This window comes from Rhodococcus sp. 06-470-2 (genome assembly GCF_002258235.1).
Lineage (GTDB): Bacteria > Actinomycetota > Actinomycetes > Mycobacteriales > Mycobacteriaceae > Rhodococcoides.
This window is the reverse complement of sequence record NZ_NOYB01000024.1, coordinates 20,532-37,204: the sequence shown is the minus strand read 5'-3', so window position 1 is coordinate 37,204 and position 16,673 is coordinate 20,532. Positions and strand designations below refer to the sequence as shown.

Genomic DNA, 16,673 nt, shown 5'->3' with positions numbered 1-16,673 from the left:
AAGTGAACTCCTAAATACCGAGGTAGGCAGCTTTGACCCGCTCGTCGTGTGCCAATTCGGATCCGGTGCCGGTCAACACGATCGATCCGCTCTCGATGACGTAAGCGCGATCGGAGATCGCGAGCGCCTGTGCGGCGTTCTGTTCGACGATCAGCACGGTCACGCCCGAATCACGGATTCGCACGATAGCGTCGAGCACTTGAGCAGCGAGCTTGGGAGCGAGCCCGACCGACGGTTCGTCCAGCGTCAGAACTCGCGGCTTCGACATCATCGCGCGACCGATGGCGAGCATCTGCTGCTGACCGCCGGACATGGTGTCGGCCCGCTGTTCTCGTCGTTCGGCGAGAATCGGGAACAGTGCGTAGACCTGGTCGAGGGATTCCTTGACGCCGCTGCGCTTCTGGGTGTACGCACCCATCTCCAGGTTGTCGGCGACGGTGAGACTGCCGAACAGAGCTCGGTCCTGTGCGACGTGCACGAGTCCTGCCCGGACGATTCGATCCGCCCGCATTCCGTGAATGGCGTTGCCGTCCAGCATGATCGTACCGCCGGAGGTGGAGACCATACCGGACAGTGCGCGCAGCGTCGTCGTCTTGCCTGCCCCGTTGGCACCGATCAAAGAGACTATCTCGTGTCGGTCGACCGCGAGGTTCAGCCCGTGCAGGATTTCCAGACGACGGTATCCGGCGTGCAGGTTGTCGATCTCGAGCATCATGCTGTTTTCTCCTCACCGAGGTACGCCTCGACGACACGGTCGTCGGCAACCACCGTGCGTGGGTCACCCGAGGTGAGCACGGCACCTTCGTGCATGACCACCAGGCGCTCGGACAGGGCCATCACCGCGGCCATGATGTGCTCGACGAACAGCACCGTCTGGCCCTCCTGGTGCACTGTGCGCAGCAGTTCGATCATCGGTGCACGCTCGGCTGGGACCAGCCCGGCGAGAACCTCGTCGAGGAGCACGACGCGCGGCTCCATGGCCAGTGCGCGCGCGAGCTCGAGTCTCTTCAATCCCGCGGTCGACATGGCCGAGACCTTGCCGCCGACCTGATCGGACAACTGCACACGATCGAGAACATCGAGGGCATGACGCCGCGCATCCCTGCGTGACTTGCGCTTCGACAACGCGGCGATGGTGACGTTCTCCAACACCGACATCGACTCGAACGGGCGCATCAGTTGGAACGTGCGGACCAGTCCGGCGCGCGCTATCTTGCTGGCCGGCCAACCCGTGATGTCGGTACCGTCGAAGATCACTCGGCCCGTGGTCGGTGGCTGTTCACCCGACAACAAGGAGAACAAGGTCGTCTTACCTGCCCCGTTGGGGCCGATGATCCCGAGGAATTCGTGCTCGGGCACATCGAGGCTGACATCGCGCACCGCATGGATACCCGAGAACGACTTGCTCAGGTTCTCGATGCTCAACAGGCTCATCGGTTCCACCTCTCACGGATCGTGCCGAAGATTCCCTTGGGTAGGAAGATCACGATCGCGATCAGAATCACCGAGTACGCGGCAACGTCCAATCCGATTGTTCCCTGCAGGAATTCGAGGAAGGCGGGTGGGTTTCGTAGCAGTTCGTTGATCAACTCGGACAGCGGCCCGATCACCGCAGCACCGATGACCGGTCCCCAGATCGTGCCGATGCCACCGATGACGGCCGGAACGATCGCTTCGACGGAGACCGCCGAACCGAAGGCCTGCTCCGGTCCGACGAAGAAGTAGTACTGCGTGTAATAGACACCTGCGACGGCGGTCAGCGCACAACTCGCCGCTACGGCGATCAACCGGTACTTCATCGTGTCGATACCGAGTGAGGCTGCGGCGGTTTCGTCGTCGCGGGTGGCTTGGACGAACTGCCCGGCCCGCGAACGGGTGTAGAAGATCGTGCCGAGAACGGCGAGGGCCAGAATGACGAGTGGAATCCATACGTAGTTGGGGCTGCCCTTTTCGAACTGCAGCATCCACCACGAATCCCGTGGCAGGATCGGCACGTTGAATCCCTCGGTCTTGTTGAAGACTTCGAGGTTCTGCACCAGCAGCAGAAACATCTGCGCGAAGGCGAATGTGGCCAATGCGAAGTAGGACCCGGCCAATCGGTAGCGCAGACACAGGTAGGCGATGAGCGTTCCCACCACCGCCGAGATGATCGCCGCGAGGATCATCGAGATCCACGGCGAGACGCCGCGTTCGACCAAGAGATACGCACCGGTATAGGCACCGATTCCGAAGAAGGCGGCGTGCCCGAAACTGAACATGCCACCGAACCCGCTCATGATGTTCCACGCCACGGCCATCACGGCGAAGATCAGCGTGCGAACGGCAACGGTCTGTGCCTGCTCACCGAGCATCAGCGGCAATGCCGCAACCACGACGAAACCGATGGCGAGCGTGATCAATTGGCGTCGGAGCCAGGTGTCCTTCAACCGTGGATCGTGCTGCACCGGAGTGGGTGCGCTTGTTGTCGTTGTCATCGGCGAGCTCCGTACAATCCTTCGGGCTTGAGAAACAGGACGAGGACGAACACCGCGAAGACGAGGATCAGCGAGCCTGTTCCCGGTAGATACAGCGCACCGACGGTCTGCACGAGGCCGATGACGAGGCCACCGACCATCGCTCCCACGACACTTCCGAGTCCACCGAGAACCACGATGACGAACGCCAGGATGGTGAACTGTTCTCCGACCGACGGCGTGAGACTGGTGAACGGTGTCATCAACCCGCCGGCGACGGCGACGCACGCGGCACCGATACCGAAGGTGAGCGCATAGACCCTGCCGATGTCGACGCCCACGAGTTTCGCGCCTTCGGAGTTGGATGCGACTGCGCGAATGGACAATCCGAGCGGCGTCCGCTTCAGCACCGCGCTGAGCGCGACGGCGACCAGAGCGGCACCGATGAACGCCACCACGCGCGGCCACGACGCCACCGCACCGAGAACGTCGAGGGAACCGTCGATCGGTGCCTGGACCGATTGTGGTCGCCCGCCGAAGATCATCAGCAGCACGTTGATGATGAGCAGAGACAGGCCGAGGGTGACGAGCAAAGGGCCGTCGTGGCTGCCACTGATGGTCAGCTTCGTCAGCAGAGTTGCCTGAACGACCATGCCGAACAGGAACATCACCGGAACTGCCAGCAGTGTCGCGACGTAGACCGGCAACCCGGCAGTGGATAGCGCGTACACGATGTACATCGCCATCGTCAGCATCGCGCCCTGAGCGAAGTTCACGATGCCGAGAACGCCGAAGATGAGCGTCAGTCCGACCGAGATCAGTGCGTACACGCCGCCGAGCAGAAGCCCGGAGACGACCGACTGCGTGACCAAGCCCTGATCTTTACCACCGACGAGGTAGATCACCGCCATGATGACGACGATCGCTGCTGCGACCGGGATGCCGGGGTCGATCCCGGCCGGACCTCGCTTACCCGTCTTCTCCGCAGTCGAGGTAGCCGCCGTCACTGGCCGGCTCCCACGGGGAATTCGATTGCGTCCGTTGCGAACTCCTCGGGAAAGACCTGTGCGATTGCACCGTCGCGGACCTGCATGACAATGACGGTTGCGTTCTTGTTCTGACCGGTCTCGTCGAATTCGATCGGTCCGCTGAACGCGAGGAGCGGGTCGTCGATCGAGACGCCGGAAATCGCCTCGCGCAGATCTTCCGGGTCACTGGAGGCTCCGTCGTTGAGACCCGCCGCGATGACCTCGACCGCCTGGTAGGACAGCATCGCTGCCGTCTCCATCGGGCGTCCGTACTGGGCCTCGAACCGCGTACGAATGTCGGTGACGCGGTCGCTGGTGGCGTCGAAGTGGTAGTTGGCGCTCAACACACCGTCGCCGGCCGCGCCTGCGTCGCCGGGAAAAGAGCTGTCGTCGAAAGCGCCGTTGGCAATTCCGTAGACACCCTTGACGTTCAGATTCAGCTGCTCGACGGCGCGGGCGATCAACAGACCGTCCGGGTAGTAGCCGGTGGCGACTATGACGTCGGGGTTGGATACTGCAGCCTCACGCACCTGTGTGGTGGCGTCGGAGAAATTCGTTGCGGGATAGGTGATTTCCTGCACCGACGAGATTCCCTGGTTCGCAGCCTCGGCCTCGAATGCGTTGAAGACACTGTCGCCGAACGATCCTTCGATGTGCAGGTAGGAGACTCGATCGATGGCCTGACCGGTCTGCTCTTCGATCGCGGCGAGCGCCTTTGCACCGTCGGTTCCCATGCTGGAGGCGTTCGGCTGCATGCGGAAGGAGTACTGGTACCCCTGGTCCAGGATCTTGTCGTCCACGGCCACGTCGATCACAAGCGGTACCCGCGATCGTTCGGCGACAGAGGCGACATTCTGCGTGACATCGCTCTGGTACGTGCCGATGAGCGACACCGCGCCGTCGTCGATCAGTCGCTGCGCCTCGCTCTGTCCGACCTCTGCTTTGCCCTGGCTGTCACCCGATACCAATTCCAGTTGCCGACCGTCGAGGGACGAAATGCCGCCTGCTGCATTGATATCGGCCACCGCCAGTGCAGCACCGTCGTTCATCAGACCGCCCACACCTGCCAGCGCTCCGGTGGTGGGATGAACCGATCCGATCTTGATGGGGCCGGAGTCGTCCGAACCGGTGGACGAACCACACGCTGCAGCACCCACGACGGCAACGGCCGTCAGCACACCTACGAGCTTCTTCATTGTCGAATCTGCCTTCCGCGCCTACCGGCGCCGAGTCGAACCACTGGGCGGAACCAACCGTTCCGCTGAGCGCACCATCAGATTGATGATTGATCTCGCTGGAATCGAGTATGGCACGCATCACGGGCTCAGAACAGGCTCTTCCGTCAAATTCTTGTTACGGGTATGGTTCGCTCAGCGGAACGCATGCACATCCGAAAGGTGGCACTTATGGTCAGCAGGCCAGTACTGGAGACATCGACCGGCACCGAGTCGGCCGATCGTGTCGCCGACGTGCTCATCGCATTCGCCCAATCCGATCGCGCACTCGGCGTATCGGAGATCGCTCGAACGCTTGGGCTGAGCAAGGCTGTGGTGCACCGCATTCTGCAATCGCTCGCATCGCGGTCGATCGTGCAGCCCGTCGCGGGCGAGTCGACGTATTCCCTCGGTCCCGCCGCGATCGGACTCGGAACCAAGGCCTGGAGCCAACTCGACGTGCGGTCCATCGCCGCTCCGGTATTGCGTGCGCTCCGTGCGAACACACGTGAAACTGCCACGCTGTCGGTACTCGTCGGGCACCGCCGCGTCTATCTTGATCAGTACGAGAGCCCGCAGGAAGTGAAGATGGTCGTCGAAATCGGCCCGCAGTACGCATTGCACTCGGGAGCGTCGAGCCGAGCGATCCTGGCGTTCCTCCCCGACCGATTCGCGGAGGAAGCCTTCCAGGAACTCCGCAGCACCACCCCTGACGCCGACGAGACCCGCTTCCGCGCTCGCCTCGACGACATCCGCACCAACGGGTACGCGACCTCGACGAACGAGCGCAATACCGGTGCAGCATCGATCGCCGCTCCCTTCTTCGACGCCGCGGGCCACGTCCTCGGTTCGGTCAGCTCGTCCGGTCCGGCCTTTCGCTACTCCTCCTCAGCGGACGACGAGCACATCGTCCACGCCGGCCAGGTCGTCGCCGCGGCTCGATCGATCACCACCATCCTGGAAGCGCGAGCAGCCCGATGATCCCTACATCCGCCCGATCGTTCCTCTACGTCCCCGCGAACAAGCCGCAGCTGTTCGACAAGGCGGTGCGCGGAGAGACCGACGCGGTGATCATCGATTTGGAGGACGCAGTTCCGCTGCCGGACAAGGACCGAGCGCGCAACGAGGTCGCACAGTGGTTGGCGTCGAGGTCATCCACCGACACCCAGATCTGGATTCGGGTCACCCCTGAGTTCATGACGCAGGATCTCGAGGCCGTCGCCGGAACCGCAGTCACCGGCATCATGGTGGCGAAGTGTTCGACCGAGTCCCTGACACGTGCGGACCGATTCCTCGACATGCGCAATCTCCCCGACATCGAGCTGATCGGCCTCATCGAAACAGCTCACTCCTTGCGCGCTGTGCCGGAGATGGCTCGATGCAACAGGGTTCGAACCTTCGGGGTCGGCGAGGTCGACCTCCTCGCCGACCTGCGGATCACACGATCGGAGCACACCGAATCGATGATCGACGCCATTCGGTTGAACGTCGTGATCGACTGCGCTGCAGCGGGATTGGCCGCACCGATCGCTCCGACGTCGACCGACTTCCGTGATCTGGACGGATTCGTCACCACCACAGCACGTTTCGTGCAGATGGGTTTCCGCGGCCGGACGGCATTGCACCCGAGCCAGGTTCCGATCATCAATGCCGCACTCACGCCGTCGACGGACGACGTGGCTGCAGCCCGTCGACTGGTGGAACTGTACGACGTGGCCCAGGGTGGTCCGACCGTCGACGACAACGGCAGATTCGTCGACGAAGCAGTGGTACGGGGCGCGCGGGAAATCCTCGCCCGGGCCTGAGCCGGTCGCACTGCAGCTCGGGCACCGCCATACGAGTGGACGGTGCCCGAGGACTGTCCTATTGCTGCGTGGTCGATTTCAGATCGGTCAACGGAGCAAGCAGTGTTCCGATGTCGGTCAGGTCCCCGAGCCGATCGCATCGACCGGCCAATTCTTTCAGTTCGACGTCGGAGAGGAACGGCCCGGCATTGCTGGTGAACTTGGTCGAGACCTCACCGAACGACAGCGGCCGTTCTGGTCCTCCGCGCGTGGTCAACACCTCTTCGACCACGACCGTTCCGTCGGTCAGTGTTGCGGTCAGCACCGCCGGGAACTGATGGGGGAAAACGGCATCACACCGGGCATCCGGCACCACGTCGACCTTGGCCATCAGCGCACGTCGATCCGCCGACTTCGCCAACTCGTCCGTGTAGTCCTCGAGCGCGGCACCGAGTCCTCCCCCGCCCAGCAGCCCGACCACAACCGCGTAGGGGCCGCTGAACTGAGCCATGTATCCGGTCTCGGGCGTGCGCTTGACGTCGATGGGTTCGCCGATCGTCCGCAGGTTCGCCGCAGGTACCCCCAGCTCCAGCTTCTCGATCTGCTCCGGACCGATTCCACGCGCGCGAAGGGCTCCTCCCGCGTCGATCGCAGCATGGGTGAAGTGATTGGCCGGGTACGGCTTGAAGAAGATTCCGGGAACAGCCCACTCGGAGCCGAGGCCGTTCAGGATTTCGTCGGCTCGGCCCGGTTCGTGCAACCAGGCCTGGAAGAAGCCGAACCGTCCTTCCAGGACGGTCGGCGGTCCCGTGATCCCGTGTCGCGCAAGCCCGGCTGCAGACAGAGCGGAGTGCGCCGCCCATCCGCAGTGCATACGCTTGACCGTCCCGCCGGTGCGGTTGGCCTCGATGATGCCCGACGCCATCGAGGCCGCGATACCCATCGTGTCGACGATCTGTTCCTCGGATGCACCACCGATGACGGCTGCAGCCACGGCGCTGCCCATGGCACCGCAGATCGAGGTGGCGTGTTGACCGTGCTCGAAGAACACCGAATTCTTGGTCTCCGGATCGAACCCCGCCATTCCGATTCGCACACACACTTCCAGCCCGATCGCGATGCCACGCACGAGTTCTCGGCCGTCGGCTCCGTGCTCTTGAGCGGCCGCGAGTGCCGCAGGCACCACGCTGGCACTCGGGTGCAGGATCGACGGCAGATGGGTGTCGTCGAAATCGAGCGAGTGCGCGAGCACGCCGTTGACGAAGGCGGCCATGGCAGGCGGGAGTGCAACATCGAGTCCGACGGCGGACGCCGTTGCCGACCCACCTTGTTCTCGTGCCCACGCGGTCGCGGCCCGACTGGTATCGAGGTCGGTGGCAGCCACTGCAATTCCGAGTGTGTCCAGTACTCGCATCCCCACCGAGGCGACGACTGCTTCGGGGAGATCGTGGTAGCGGGTGGTCGCGGCGAAATGCGCTATGTGCTGCGCGAGTGTGCGTTCGGTCATGCGGACCTCACCGCCAACGGCCGGACCGGCGAACCCGTTGCGCCGAAGATGTTCAGCGGCACGAGGAGGAACGTGAACTCGAAGAGTTCCTGCTGCGCGAGCTCTTCGAGGTCGAGCGCCTCGATGATGTAAATTCCGCTCTCCACCAGGAGAACTCGATGCGCAGGTAGCAGACCGTGGCCACTGCCGGGAGCGAGCCGCTCGAACGCGATCGTGTCGGCACCTGCAGCGTGTACGCCTCTGTCCGCCAGCCACTGCGCGCCTGCTTCTCCGACTCCGGGAACACCGGACGGTCCGCCGACGTAGGGCAGCCCTTCGGCGAACAACTGCCCCCAGCCGCTGCGAATCAAGACGACATCGCCGGCCCCGATCTCGACACCCTCTGCTGCACATGCCGATTCGAGATCGTCGACGGTGATCTCGTATCCACCCTCGCAGCGGCCGACACCGAGGAGCCTCGGAATGTCCAGCAGCACACCGCGGCGGATCATGGGCTCGATGGTGTGTACTCCGTGTTCGACGTATTTCCCACCGAGGCAGGACCGACCTGCGTCGGCCCCGCCGTGCAGTTTCCCGTCCTGGCTGACGTGAGCAAGAGCGTCGATATGGGTACCCACATGCGTTCCGGTGGTGATCATGTCGTTCGCGGCACTGCCGCCATCCGCTCGGGTCATGTCACCGTGCCTGCGCGGCAACGTGTGCCAGAACTGCGGATGATTGGGTGACTGCGGCATGCCGACCCTCAGTTGCCTACCGAGATCGACTGCGTGCACGCCCCCCTGGACGGCACGAAGAAGTTGATCGGACATTGCTTCATCTCCTCGTTCGACGCTGAGCAGTCACCTCACACCAGCGTAATGTCGTTTCGCTAGCCGGAACGCTTTGAGGCTTCCGAGAAGTGCACCGGCGGCAGGATGAGCGTAGCAGTCCTCCGCCTACCCGTCTCGATCATTGACTCTTCGATTTACAACCTTCTACAGTCCACGAATGAATGGCTCCAATTCGTTTCGCTCAACGGAACATACTGCCGCGGTAGACCGCCTGGCTGCCGTGATGGTCGATCTCAGGGGCGCACCGTTGCCCGCACCGCTGAACGACCGGGCCCGGTTGGTCCTGTTCGATCTGCTGGGTGTCACGCTCGCCGGTGCCCGCTCCGCCGAGATGGTCGAATTGCGAAGGAACTGGACTGCAGAAACTGGATCGACGCACCCGATCGGCGGGAGCGTAGGCACTACGGTCGACACTGCGTCCGAGCTCGACGCGATCGCATCGTGTTGCCTCGAACTGGACGAGGGCAACAAGTACGCCGCCGGTCATCCTGCTGCGCACGTGCTCCCCGCGGCCATCGCTGCCACCAGACTGGCACCAACGCCGATTTCGGGTTCGACCTTTCTGACGGCCATCGTGGCGGGATACGAAGTCGCCGCTCGATTCGGCTGGGCACTGAGCCGCAACAGCTCCTGGCACACCCATGGCCACTGGGGTGCCACCGGTGCAGCCACGGCGGCGGCATTCATCCACGGTGCCGGAGCCAGCGAGGTTGCCGCGGCGATCGACTCGTCGTCTGCTCTGGTGCAGGTGGCACCGTGGGCAGTGGTCCTCGACGGAAACTTCTCCCGCAACCTGTGGATCGGCGGTGCAGCGCGGGCAGGCTTGAACGCGGCCAGGCTGGCCCGATCGGGGGTGGTGCACAACTCGGGTGCCATCGAGCACACCTTGGGTGCGATCGTCGGGACCTTGAACATCGCCCGACTGACCGAGGACCTCGGCGATCGATGGCTCACGCTCGAGGGCTACACGAAGCAGCACGCGAGCTGCTCGTACACGCACGCCGCCGTCGACGCCGTGCAGAGCCTGCGCTCGAACGCCGAATGGTTCGCAGACGACATCGAACGTGTGCGGGTGCGCACGCATTCGTTGGCAGAACCACTGTTTCGCCGACATCCTTCCAGCAGGCTGGGCGCTATGTTCTCGCTGCCGTTCGTCGTGTCCGCCGCATTCGTGTCCGACGCGATAGACGTCGAATCGCTCGATCCCCGAGGTGCAACTTTCGCGTCGGCCGAGTTGTTCAGCGCTCGAGTCGACGTCGCGTCGTCCCCCGAACTGGATGCTCTACTGCCCGAGCGTCGAGCCGCCGAGGTGACGATCGAATTCGAGGACGGAAGTTCGGTCTCCGCGACCACCCCTAATCCGGTCGGCGACATCGACCATTTTCCGATGGACTACGCCGCGCTGCGAGCCAAGATCTCTCGCTTGGTCGGCGAATCCGATACCACCGTTCTCGAACACATCGTCGATGCCCTCGGTGCGACGGAGGACGTGGCGGCACTGTTGCTCCAGCTGCCCAGGCACTAGCGTCGCCCGATACGCATGTCCTCGATCAATTCGTCCGCGGCGCAGGACAGTTTCTGCCGTAGCGAATCCGGCACGGTGACCGTCACCTGAATCAGATACTGATCGACGATGTGGTGGACCACGACGTAGCGGGTCCGGGCGAAGAGCAACCGGCCGTCGCAGTCGTAGCGACCTGCGATCGAGACTGCCGGTAGAGCACGGAACGGGTCTCGGTCGTGACCGATCTCGACCCATCCGGGCAGCGCCCGGGAGTCACCGAAGCCGCAGTCCCGCAACGATTCCGGATGAACCGATCGACTGAGCTTGCCGACCAGGACCACCACGTTCGGAACGAATCCGTCGATTGTGTTGGCCGGCGAGCACAGCACCGCGGTGGCATGCGGGAACAGGTGCTCGGCAACGACCTCCCAGCCTGGTTGCGTCGAGAGCTCGAGCCCGAACCGGTCGCACTCGTCGCGGTGCACCGGCACCAGTTCGACACCCTCCTCGTGGAGAAAGGTTTGTATCGTCCTTTCTGCAACCGTCACCGGACCGCAGCCCTTCCAGCGGAGGTCGACGCGGCGCGGTCGGCTCGGATGCGCTCGAGCAGACCGGGCGGACGCAGTAACTCCCGCGCATCGTCGTGGCCCAGTTGCGCACGAGCCCAGGGATTGTCGCGACACCATTGCAACAGGGCATACAACGAGTTGGGCTCGACTTTCTTCTCGCACACCATCAGCGTCAGTTCCTGATCCGATTCGCTGTCGGCTGCACGGTACGTGACTCGGATAGTGGGGTACCAGTGCGGATGTGACAGGGCCGGATTCGGATGCGTCTGCGGTTGCAGCTCGACGATCCCGTCCCACGGCACGACCGTGAGGGCTGTGGTGACCTTCCACCCGCGGCGACGATAGATCTCTTCCACAATGCCATCGGGATGCAGTGAAATTCTGGTCCGGTTGACGATCAACACACTGAGGGCAAAGAACAGCAGCAACATCGGAGCGCCGAAGTGCGACATGACTACGATCTTCAGCTGGTGACGCGCAGCACCTACGGGTTCGTCTGCTCCCCATTGGACGTAAGACACGCCGGCCACCAACGCGAATGCAAGTATTCCGCTGCGGTACAACACATTTCCCCGCCCCGGCACTGCCACGCCTCGGCCGACTCCGGCGACGTTCACCGGTCGCACGAAACGTGAAAGCCGGGCAGATCCGATGCCGGACAACAATACTGCGAGGGTGAGCGGCAAGAGCATCAGCAACGTCAGCCACGACATGAAGAGGAGTGTGTCCGCGTCGATTGTTCTCAGCAGCCCGGAAGTCACGATTGTCGCCGCAAGGACGGCAGACAGAACGCCGAGAGCTACGAGCCACCCCAGGTGAACACTGCGCCACGTTTTCACCCACAGTGGATACTTCTGTCCTACCACGCTTTTGCTCAGCACGTCCTCACGCTGTGGCGTCCGACCGTCCCTGCATTCGCTCATTTTCCCGCCGCCTCGAACAGCTTGTCTACTCCATAGCTGACGAGTCCACCCAAAGCGATTCCGGCAGCAGCGCCGACCACGGTCCCAGGTCCCGGAACGACGGAACCCGCCATGCCACCCAGGACACCGAACGCCCAGGTCATAACTGCTCCCGCGGCAATCGGTGTGGCCTCGACGATGACCGCTTCGGTCGGGTCCATGCCGTCGTCGATTTTGTCGGCCATTCCGGGGATCGCTCCGGCCACGGAGCCGAACGCTCCCAGACCGCGTCCGATGTTCTTTGCCACATCGTCGACGGAATCGATACCCGGAAATTCGAGCACCCTTCTCGTCACGTCGCTCATACCCGAGATCACCGACGAGGCCACGGTGCTGGGCCAGTCCGGCATCCAGGAGAACGATCCGTCCGGATTCTCCACGACGTTCCCGGTCGCGCTGCCGAGCGCGAGCTCGGCCAAGTGCTTCGTGGGTTCGGCCAACTGCAGCGCAGCGTCGATCGCAGCGCGCTCGGCCTGCGACAGCGCCCCTTGGATGTCTCGTGTCAATTGTGCTGCAGCAGAGCGCAGTTCGTCGGCCCGTCGCTCCTTCTCCTCGCCGAGCACGTCGGGGATCAGCGCGATCATTCCCTCGGGATCCACAACACCGTCGGCTCGTACGGCGAACCCGCTGGCCGTCGCCGCCGACACCTGCGCCCGCAGGTGCGCCTTTGCGGCTTCCACGATTCCGGCTGCGCTCTCGAATGCCTTTCCGAGCGAATCGATCTCACTGCACACCGAGCCCATCCGGGAGCACTCGGTCACCACGCGTTCGGCTGCGGCGTCGGCTGCTTCGCCGGTCCAGGTCTCGGCCAACGCGTCCTGCTCCTCGAGCACTCCGGTGCGCTGGCCGTTGACGCGCTCGACGATCTCCGAGAGTTCGATCATCGTCTTGCGCATGGACTCCGGCTCCCACCCCGCGACATGCGGGACCGTCGGGGTCATTTCGGCCGGTCCATCGCATCGAGCCGGCGGGCGAGTTCGTCGTCGGTGATCGCGTAGTTCTGCGCGACGCCGCGGGCGATGTCTGCGACGCATTCCGCGCGCCCGGCCAGAGCTGCAACAGCTCCCGCCGCTGCAGCCGCCGCCGCCGCGCACGCTGCGTGGAAGTCGCTACCCAGCAACGCATTCTCCGATTCACGGAACGGAGCAAGAGCATCCAACTCACGGATCACCCCGCCGGTCGCCGACAACATATTCGAGAACTGCCGCAGGATCACTGGATCCACATTCACTGCCATGACGCTCCCCCGAGTCGCACCGTATCGACGCCCGGTGTTTCGGCGTCATGGGGTTTGACGCCTGTGGGCTCGGATCGGTTCCGTCCGGTCCGATTCCGGGGTCGTGAATGCGGCGGGTACCGTTGGCCCGGCTAACGATATAGGGGGTGCTCGCCATGAACGGCCGTCGACTGTCGTTCGCTGCCGCGGCCGGACTCGCGGCCGCGATGGGTGTCGGACGATTCGTGTTCACGCCGCTGCTGCCGATCATGGTCGATGCATCGGAGGTCACGCCGAGCAGCGGTGCCGTCATCGCGACCGCGAACTACGCCGGCTACCTCGTCGGAGCAATCGTGTTGTCCGTGCGCCCGTCGATCAACACGACGACATCGTTCCGTCTGTGGACAGTGATACTCGTCGCCAGCGAGTTGGCCATGGCCGCTGCCCATTCCACCGCCGCGTTCTCCGCACTGAGGTTCCTGGCGGGCCTGGCGAGCGCAGCGGTTTTCATCGCGTGCGCGAGCACCGTCACGAAGCATCGCGCCGACGGCGCTTCCCCCGGTATCGCGTTCGGCGGTGTCGGCGCAGGCATCGCGGCGTCGGGAATTCTGACCCTGCTCGTCGGACCGCACCTGTCATGGGAGGCGCTGTGGGTGTGCTCGGCGCTCCTGACAACGGTCCTCATCGCCCCGGCGTGGACGCTACGGGTGCATCCCGAGCCCGCAGCGCGGGCTGAACCCGGCGACATCGACCGCAGGACCCGGACCGTCTGGCGGACGTTGCTGTTCGCGTACTTCCTCGAAGGTCTCGGCTACATCATCGTCGGTACGTTCCTCGTGGCGGCGGTCGGTGGCCACGGCAGCACATCGGTGGGTCCGGCGGTGTGGATCGTCGTCGGATTCGCCGCGGTACCGGCGACTGTGTTGTGGCAGGCAGTCGCCCGCCGAACCAGCACGCGCAACGCCCTGGTGGCAGCGTTCGCGTTGCAGTCGATCGCAGCGGTACTCCCCGCTCTGACCGGGAACACCGTTGCTGCCGTGTTCTCGGCTCTGCTGTTCGGCGGAACGTTCATGGGCATCACGATGTTGACGATGAGCACCGCCCAGACACTGCCCATCGGGCGTACCGCAGCAACACTGACTGCGTTCTACGGCGTCGGGCAGGTTCTCGGCCCGCTGATCGTTGCACCTGCGATCGGCGACTCCTATTCGATCGCCTTCGCAGTCGCAACCGGCGTGCTGATCCTCGGGACCGCCGGGGCCGTACGGGTGTCCCGACTGACCGCATCGCGATGAGTACGGCTCGGTCGGCTCAGTGCTGTGGGTCGTAGCCCGGAACTTGCGTCAGAGTCTCGAACGTTCGCGCTCTGCCCCATTCCACGTGCGCGAACGCAACCGCGGCCGCCAACTCCGAGTCCCCCTTGGCGATGGCGTCGACGAGGGAGACATGCTCCCCGTGGCGCAGCGACGGATCTCGTTCGAGATTGGCCATGTTGAGTCGGTTACTGCGCTCCCGCAGTGGTTCCATGATGACCGGGAACAGTCGGTTGGCGGACAATTCCTCGATCCCCGAGTGCACTCCGGAGCTCGCGTGATGGAACTCGAGTAGATCGCCCCGCTCGAGAGCGGCACCTGCACGGGACACGGCGTCGACCAACGATGACGAGTCCGCTCCCGCCGACACAGCGGACGCTGCCCGGCGAGCAACGAGCGGCTCGAGTGCGGACCTGATGTCGTACAACTCGTCGACCGAACTTCTGGTCACTCCCGTCACCACGGCAGGGCGTCTCGGCGACAGCGTCACCAACCCGGCTGCTTCGAGCAATGGAAGTGCCTCACGAATCGGCACCCTCGACACCTGCAGCTCGGTACCCAGATTGCGCTCGCTCAGCGTTTCACCAGGTCGGAGGCGGCCGTCGAGGATGCGTGTTCTGATCGCTTCGAACACCGAACGCGACAGCGATTCGCGACCTTCCGTGGATGCCATGTTGCTTGTATACCAGCGAACCGCAGGTATACCGCGCATCCACAGGGGCCATCGGCAGAACGTTGACCAATGATCACCTCGACAAAAAGAAGCAGGTGAGAGGATCTGGAAACGCAAGTGTTACCGCCGAGAAACCTGTCGCGGCGCGTAGCTCCGTAAATTCTCCGCTGTTGGTATACCACCGAGCGAGAGGCACTGGGATGAGCGTCCCGACCACGAACGAGAAGCCGTCACCGATCGACCCACCACCCGAGACCGGCAGCCTCAGCGAACAGATAGAGGCGTCGTACTCGAAGATCGGCCTCACCACAGCGCACTTCGGCATCGTCGCCATGGTCCTGTTCGGTGTCTTCTTCGACGCCATCGAACAGAATGCCGTCGGCATCACCGGACCGCTCCTGCGTGAATCCTGGGGCCTCGGCGGAACCGAGATCGGACTGCTGAACACCGCGACGTTCACCGCCGTCGCACTCGGGCGCATCCTGGCCGGAGCGGTGATGGACCGTTTCGGTCGTCGAACCCTCCTCGGTGCAAACCTTCTCGTCTTCGCGTTCGGCTCACTACTGTGCGCATTCGCACCCAACTACGAGGTGTTGGTGGGCGCGCGCTTCCTGGTCGGGCTCGGACTCGGCGGTGAGATCGCCGTAGCGGTGATCATGCTCTCCGAATTCTTCTCCGCCAAGCATCGCGGTACCGCGGTCGGCATGATCAACGTCGCAGCTGCAGGTCTGGGCAACATGCTCGCCCCACTGTTCGGGGTCATCGTCTTCGCAATCTTCACCGGTGACGACCGCTGGCGATGGCTGTTCGGTCTACTCGTACTGCCCGCACTCGCGGTCGTGCTCTACCGCCGTTCGCTTCCGGAAACGCCTCGCTTCCTCGCCGCGACAGGCCGTGTGGCCGAGGCCAATACCGTCATCAACCGCTTGGCGCAAGGCAAGCTTCGCGGCACGCTCGAATCCGAGGTTCAGTACTTGAACGTCGACACCTCGGTCGACGATCCCGCCGTACCGCGCGCACGGTGGACGGAAATGTTCGGCAAGCGTTACCGCAGAAGCACTCTCGCCCTCGGCATTGCCGTCTGCATGTCCTACGCAGCGCAGATCTCGATGCTCACACTCATTCCCGTCATTCTGACCGAGCGGGGAATGTCGATCTCGAGTGCGCTCTGGTACACCCTCGTGATGCAATCCGGATCGCTCATCGGCGCGCTGACCGCCGCACTGATCGCCCGCAAACTTCCCCGCAAGGTGACTCTGACCGGTGGTGCCGTTCTCGGTATCGTCGCCGGGCTCGGATTCGGCTTCTTCGCAACGTCGATCGGCCTCGTACTGGTCTTCGGTGCACTGTTCAATTTCTCGGTCATCATCCTCAACACGACGATCTGGCTGTTCGCGCCCGAGCAGTACCCCACGCGAATCCGTGGCCTCGCGACATCGGTGATCCTGGCGCTGGGCTCCCTCTCCGGCGGACTGTTCCCGCTCATTGCCGGAGCCGTACTGGACTCGTCCGGCGTGGGTGCCATGTTCGCGATGCTGGCCGGCCTGTTCATCGTGTGCGGCATTGCCGTGCAGTTCCCGAAAGAGACCTTCGGACAACCCATGCCGGAAGATGGCTGAG

17 protein-coding genes are annotated in these 16,673 nt (G+C 63.8%); 5 read left to right on the top strand and 12 right to left on the bottom strand.

Annotated features, from left to right (window positions below):
• Positions 1 to 10 precede the first annotated feature (10 nt).
• Genes CH276_RS12800 through CH276_RS12780 form a run of 5 tightly spaced genes read right to left on the bottom strand, consistent with a single transcriptional unit; the run spans position 11 to position 4,677 of the window.
• Positions 11 to 715: an ABC transporter ATP-binding protein gene (locus tag CH276_RS12800; RefSeq protein WP_032394949.1), complete on the bottom strand. Its 705-nt coding sequence runs from the start codon at positions 713 to 715 to the stop codon at positions 11 to 13.
• Positions 712 to 1,434 (bottom strand): ABC transporter ATP-binding protein, encoded by a 723-nt coding sequence (locus tag CH276_RS12795; protein WP_032395095.1) that lies wholly within the window; start codon positions 1,432 to 1,434, stop codon positions 712 to 714. Before CH276_RS12795 ends, CH276_RS12800 begins: the two co-directional genes overlap by 4 nt.
• A complete protein-coding gene (locus CH276_RS12790) occupies positions 1,431 to 2,474 on the bottom strand; it encodes a branched-chain amino acid ABC transporter permease (RefSeq protein ID WP_052049407.1) in 1,044 nt (347 codons plus the stop codon). The genes CH276_RS12795 and CH276_RS12790 overlap by 4 nt, the downstream gene beginning before the upstream one ends.
• Positions 2,471 to 3,460, bottom strand: coding sequence for a branched-chain amino acid ABC transporter permease (locus CH276_RS12785; protein ID WP_094629322.1), 990 nt, complete (start codon positions 3,458 to 3,460; stop codon positions 2,471 to 2,473). The genes CH276_RS12790 and CH276_RS12785 overlap by 4 nt, the downstream gene beginning before the upstream one ends.
• On the bottom strand, positions 3,457 to 4,677 hold the full coding sequence (locus tag CH276_RS12780) for an ABC transporter substrate-binding protein (RefSeq protein ID WP_094629323.1): 1,221 nt from the start codon (positions 4,675 to 4,677) through the stop codon (positions 3,457 to 3,459). Before CH276_RS12780 ends, CH276_RS12785 begins: the two co-directional genes overlap by 4 nt.
• Positions 4,678 to 4,887: 210 nt before the next feature.
• On the opposite strand from CH276_RS12780, the gene CH276_RS12775 reads away from it, so the two are divergent.
• Positions 4,888 to 5,676 (top strand): IclR family transcriptional regulator, encoded by a 789-nt coding sequence (locus tag CH276_RS12775; protein ID WP_045199332.1) that lies wholly within the window; start codon positions 4,888 to 4,890, stop codon positions 5,674 to 5,676.
• Positions 5,673 to 6,500: an HpcH/HpaI aldolase/citrate lyase family protein gene (locus CH276_RS12770; RefSeq protein WP_094629324.1), complete on the top strand. Its 828-nt coding sequence runs from the start codon at positions 5,673 to 5,675 to the stop codon at positions 6,498 to 6,500. The genes CH276_RS12775 and CH276_RS12770 overlap by 4 nt, the downstream gene beginning before the upstream one ends.
• Positions 6,501 to 6,558: 58 nt before the next feature.
• Here CH276_RS12770 and CH276_RS12765 read toward each other — a convergent pair whose 3' ends face one another.
• Together CH276_RS12765 and CH276_RS12760 are read right to left on the bottom strand one after the other, a co-directional pair.
• Positions 6,559 to 7,986, bottom strand: coding sequence for an MmgE/PrpD family protein (locus CH276_RS12765; protein ID WP_094629325.1), 1,428 nt, complete (start codon positions 7,984 to 7,986; stop codon positions 6,559 to 6,561).
• The gene (locus tag CH276_RS12760; protein ID WP_094629326.1) at positions 7,983 to 8,795 is read right to left on the bottom strand and encodes a cyclase family protein; all 813 of its coding nucleotides are present in this window, start codon (positions 8,793 to 8,795) and stop codon (positions 7,983 to 7,985) included. The genes CH276_RS12765 and CH276_RS12760 overlap by 4 nt, the downstream gene beginning before the upstream one ends.
• A 178-nt stretch (positions 8,796 to 8,973) precedes the next feature.
• On the opposite strand from CH276_RS12760, the gene CH276_RS12755 reads away from it, so the two are divergent.
• Positions 8,974 to 10,341 (top strand): MmgE/PrpD family protein, encoded by a 1,368-nt coding sequence (locus tag CH276_RS12755; protein WP_094629327.1) that lies wholly within the window; start codon positions 8,974 to 8,976, stop codon positions 10,339 to 10,341.
• On the opposite strand, the gene CH276_RS28490 is transcribed toward CH276_RS12755, so the two are convergent.
• The 4 genes from CH276_RS28490 to CH276_RS12740 form a co-directional block, all read right to left on the bottom strand.
• Positions 10,338 to 10,868 (bottom strand): LpqN/LpqT family lipoprotein, encoded by a 531-nt coding sequence (locus tag CH276_RS28490; protein WP_176459235.1) that lies wholly within the window; start codon positions 10,866 to 10,868, stop codon positions 10,338 to 10,340. The genes CH276_RS12755 and CH276_RS28490 overlap by 4 nt on opposite strands.
• Entirely contained in the window at positions 10,865 to 11,602 is a 738-nt protein-coding gene (locus CH276_RS28485) for a hypothetical protein (protein WP_176459234.1), read from the bottom strand. The genes CH276_RS28490 and CH276_RS28485 overlap by 4 nt, the downstream gene beginning before the upstream one ends.
• A gap of 206 nt (positions 11,603 to 11,808) precedes the next feature.
• Positions 11,809 to 12,792: a WXG100 family type VII secretion target gene (locus CH276_RS12745; protein ID WP_094629329.1), complete on the bottom strand. Its 984-nt coding sequence runs from the start codon at positions 12,790 to 12,792 to the stop codon at positions 11,809 to 11,811.
• Positions 12,789 to 13,088: a type VII secretion target gene (locus CH276_RS12740; RefSeq protein ID WP_094629330.1), complete on the bottom strand. Its 300-nt coding sequence runs from the start codon at positions 13,086 to 13,088 to the stop codon at positions 12,789 to 12,791. Before CH276_RS12740 ends, CH276_RS12745 begins: the two co-directional genes overlap by 4 nt.
• Positions 13,089 to 13,243: 155 nt before the next feature.
• On the opposite strand from CH276_RS12740, the gene CH276_RS12735 reads away from it, so the two are divergent.
• Entirely contained in the window at positions 13,244 to 14,362 is a 1,119-nt protein-coding gene (locus CH276_RS12735; RefSeq protein WP_094629331.1) for a YbfB/YjiJ family MFS transporter, read from the top strand.
• A 16-nt stretch (positions 14,363 to 14,378) separates the two neighbouring features.
• Here the strand turns inward: CH276_RS12735 and CH276_RS12730 are convergent, their stop codons facing one another.
• A complete protein-coding gene (locus tag CH276_RS12730; RefSeq protein ID WP_094629332.1) occupies positions 14,379 to 15,053 on the bottom strand; it encodes a GntR family transcriptional regulator in 675 nt (224 codons plus the stop codon).
• 200 nt (positions 15,054 to 15,253) lie between these two features.
• On the opposite strand from CH276_RS12730, the gene CH276_RS12725 reads away from it, so the two are divergent.
• The gene (locus CH276_RS12725) at positions 15,254 to 16,672 is read left to right on the top strand and encodes an MFS transporter (RefSeq protein WP_094629333.1); all 1,419 of its coding nucleotides are present in this window, start codon (positions 15,254 to 15,256) and stop codon (positions 16,670 to 16,672) included.
• Position 16,673: the final 1 nt, after the last annotated feature.

Coding starts and splice junctions, on each gene's coding strand:
- CH276_RS12800 (WP_032394949.1), bottom strand. CDS start 715: ATGATGCTCGAGATCGACAACCTGCACGCCGGATACCGTCGTCTGGAA.
- CH276_RS12795 (WP_032395095.1), bottom strand. CDS start 1,434: ATGAGCCTGTTGAGCATCGAGAACCTGAGCAAGTCGTTCTCGGGTATC.
- CH276_RS12790 (WP_052049407.1), bottom strand. CDS start 2,474: ATGACAACGACAACAAGCGCACCCACTCCGGTGCAGCACGATCCACGG.
- CH276_RS12780 (WP_094629323.1), bottom strand. CDS start 4,677: ATGAAGAAGCTCGTAGGTGTGCTGACGGCCGTTGCCGTCGTGGGTGCT.
- CH276_RS12775 (WP_045199332.1), top strand. CDS start 4,888: ATGGTCAGCAGGCCAGTACTGGAGACATCGACCGGCACCGAGTCGGCC.
- CH276_RS12770 (WP_094629324.1), top strand. CDS start 5,673: ATGATCCCTACATCCGCCCGATCGTTCCTCTACGTCCCCGCGAACAAG.
- CH276_RS12765 (WP_094629325.1), bottom strand. CDS start 7,986: ATGACCGAACGCACACTCGCGCAGCACATAGCGCATTTCGCCGCGACC.
- CH276_RS12760 (WP_094629326.1), bottom strand. CDS start 8,795: ATGTCCGATCAACTTCTTCGTGCCGTCCAGGGGGGCGTGCACGCAGTC.
- CH276_RS12755 (WP_094629327.1), top strand. CDS start 8,974: ATGAATGGCTCCAATTCGTTTCGCTCAACGGAACATACTGCCGCGGTA.
- CH276_RS28485 (WP_176459234.1), bottom strand. CDS start 11,602: ATGTCGTGGCTGACGTTGCTGATGCTCTTGCCGCTCACCCTCGCAGTA.
- CH276_RS12745 (WP_094629329.1), bottom strand. CDS start 12,792: ATGACCCCGACGGTCCCGCATGTCGCGGGGTGGGAGCCGGAGTCCATG.
- CH276_RS12740 (WP_094629330.1), bottom strand. CDS start 13,088: ATGGCAGTGAATGTGGATCCAGTGATCCTGCGGCAGTTCTCGAATATG.
- CH276_RS12735 (WP_094629331.1), top strand. CDS start 13,244: ATGAACGGCCGTCGACTGTCGTTCGCTGCCGCGGCCGGACTCGCGGCC.
- CH276_RS12730 (WP_094629332.1), bottom strand. CDS start 15,053: ATGGCATCCACGGAAGGTCGCGAATCGCTGTCGCGTTCGGTGTTCGAA.
- CH276_RS12725 (WP_094629333.1), top strand. CDS start 15,254: ATGAGCGTCCCGACCACGAACGAGAAGCCGTCACCGATCGACCCACCA.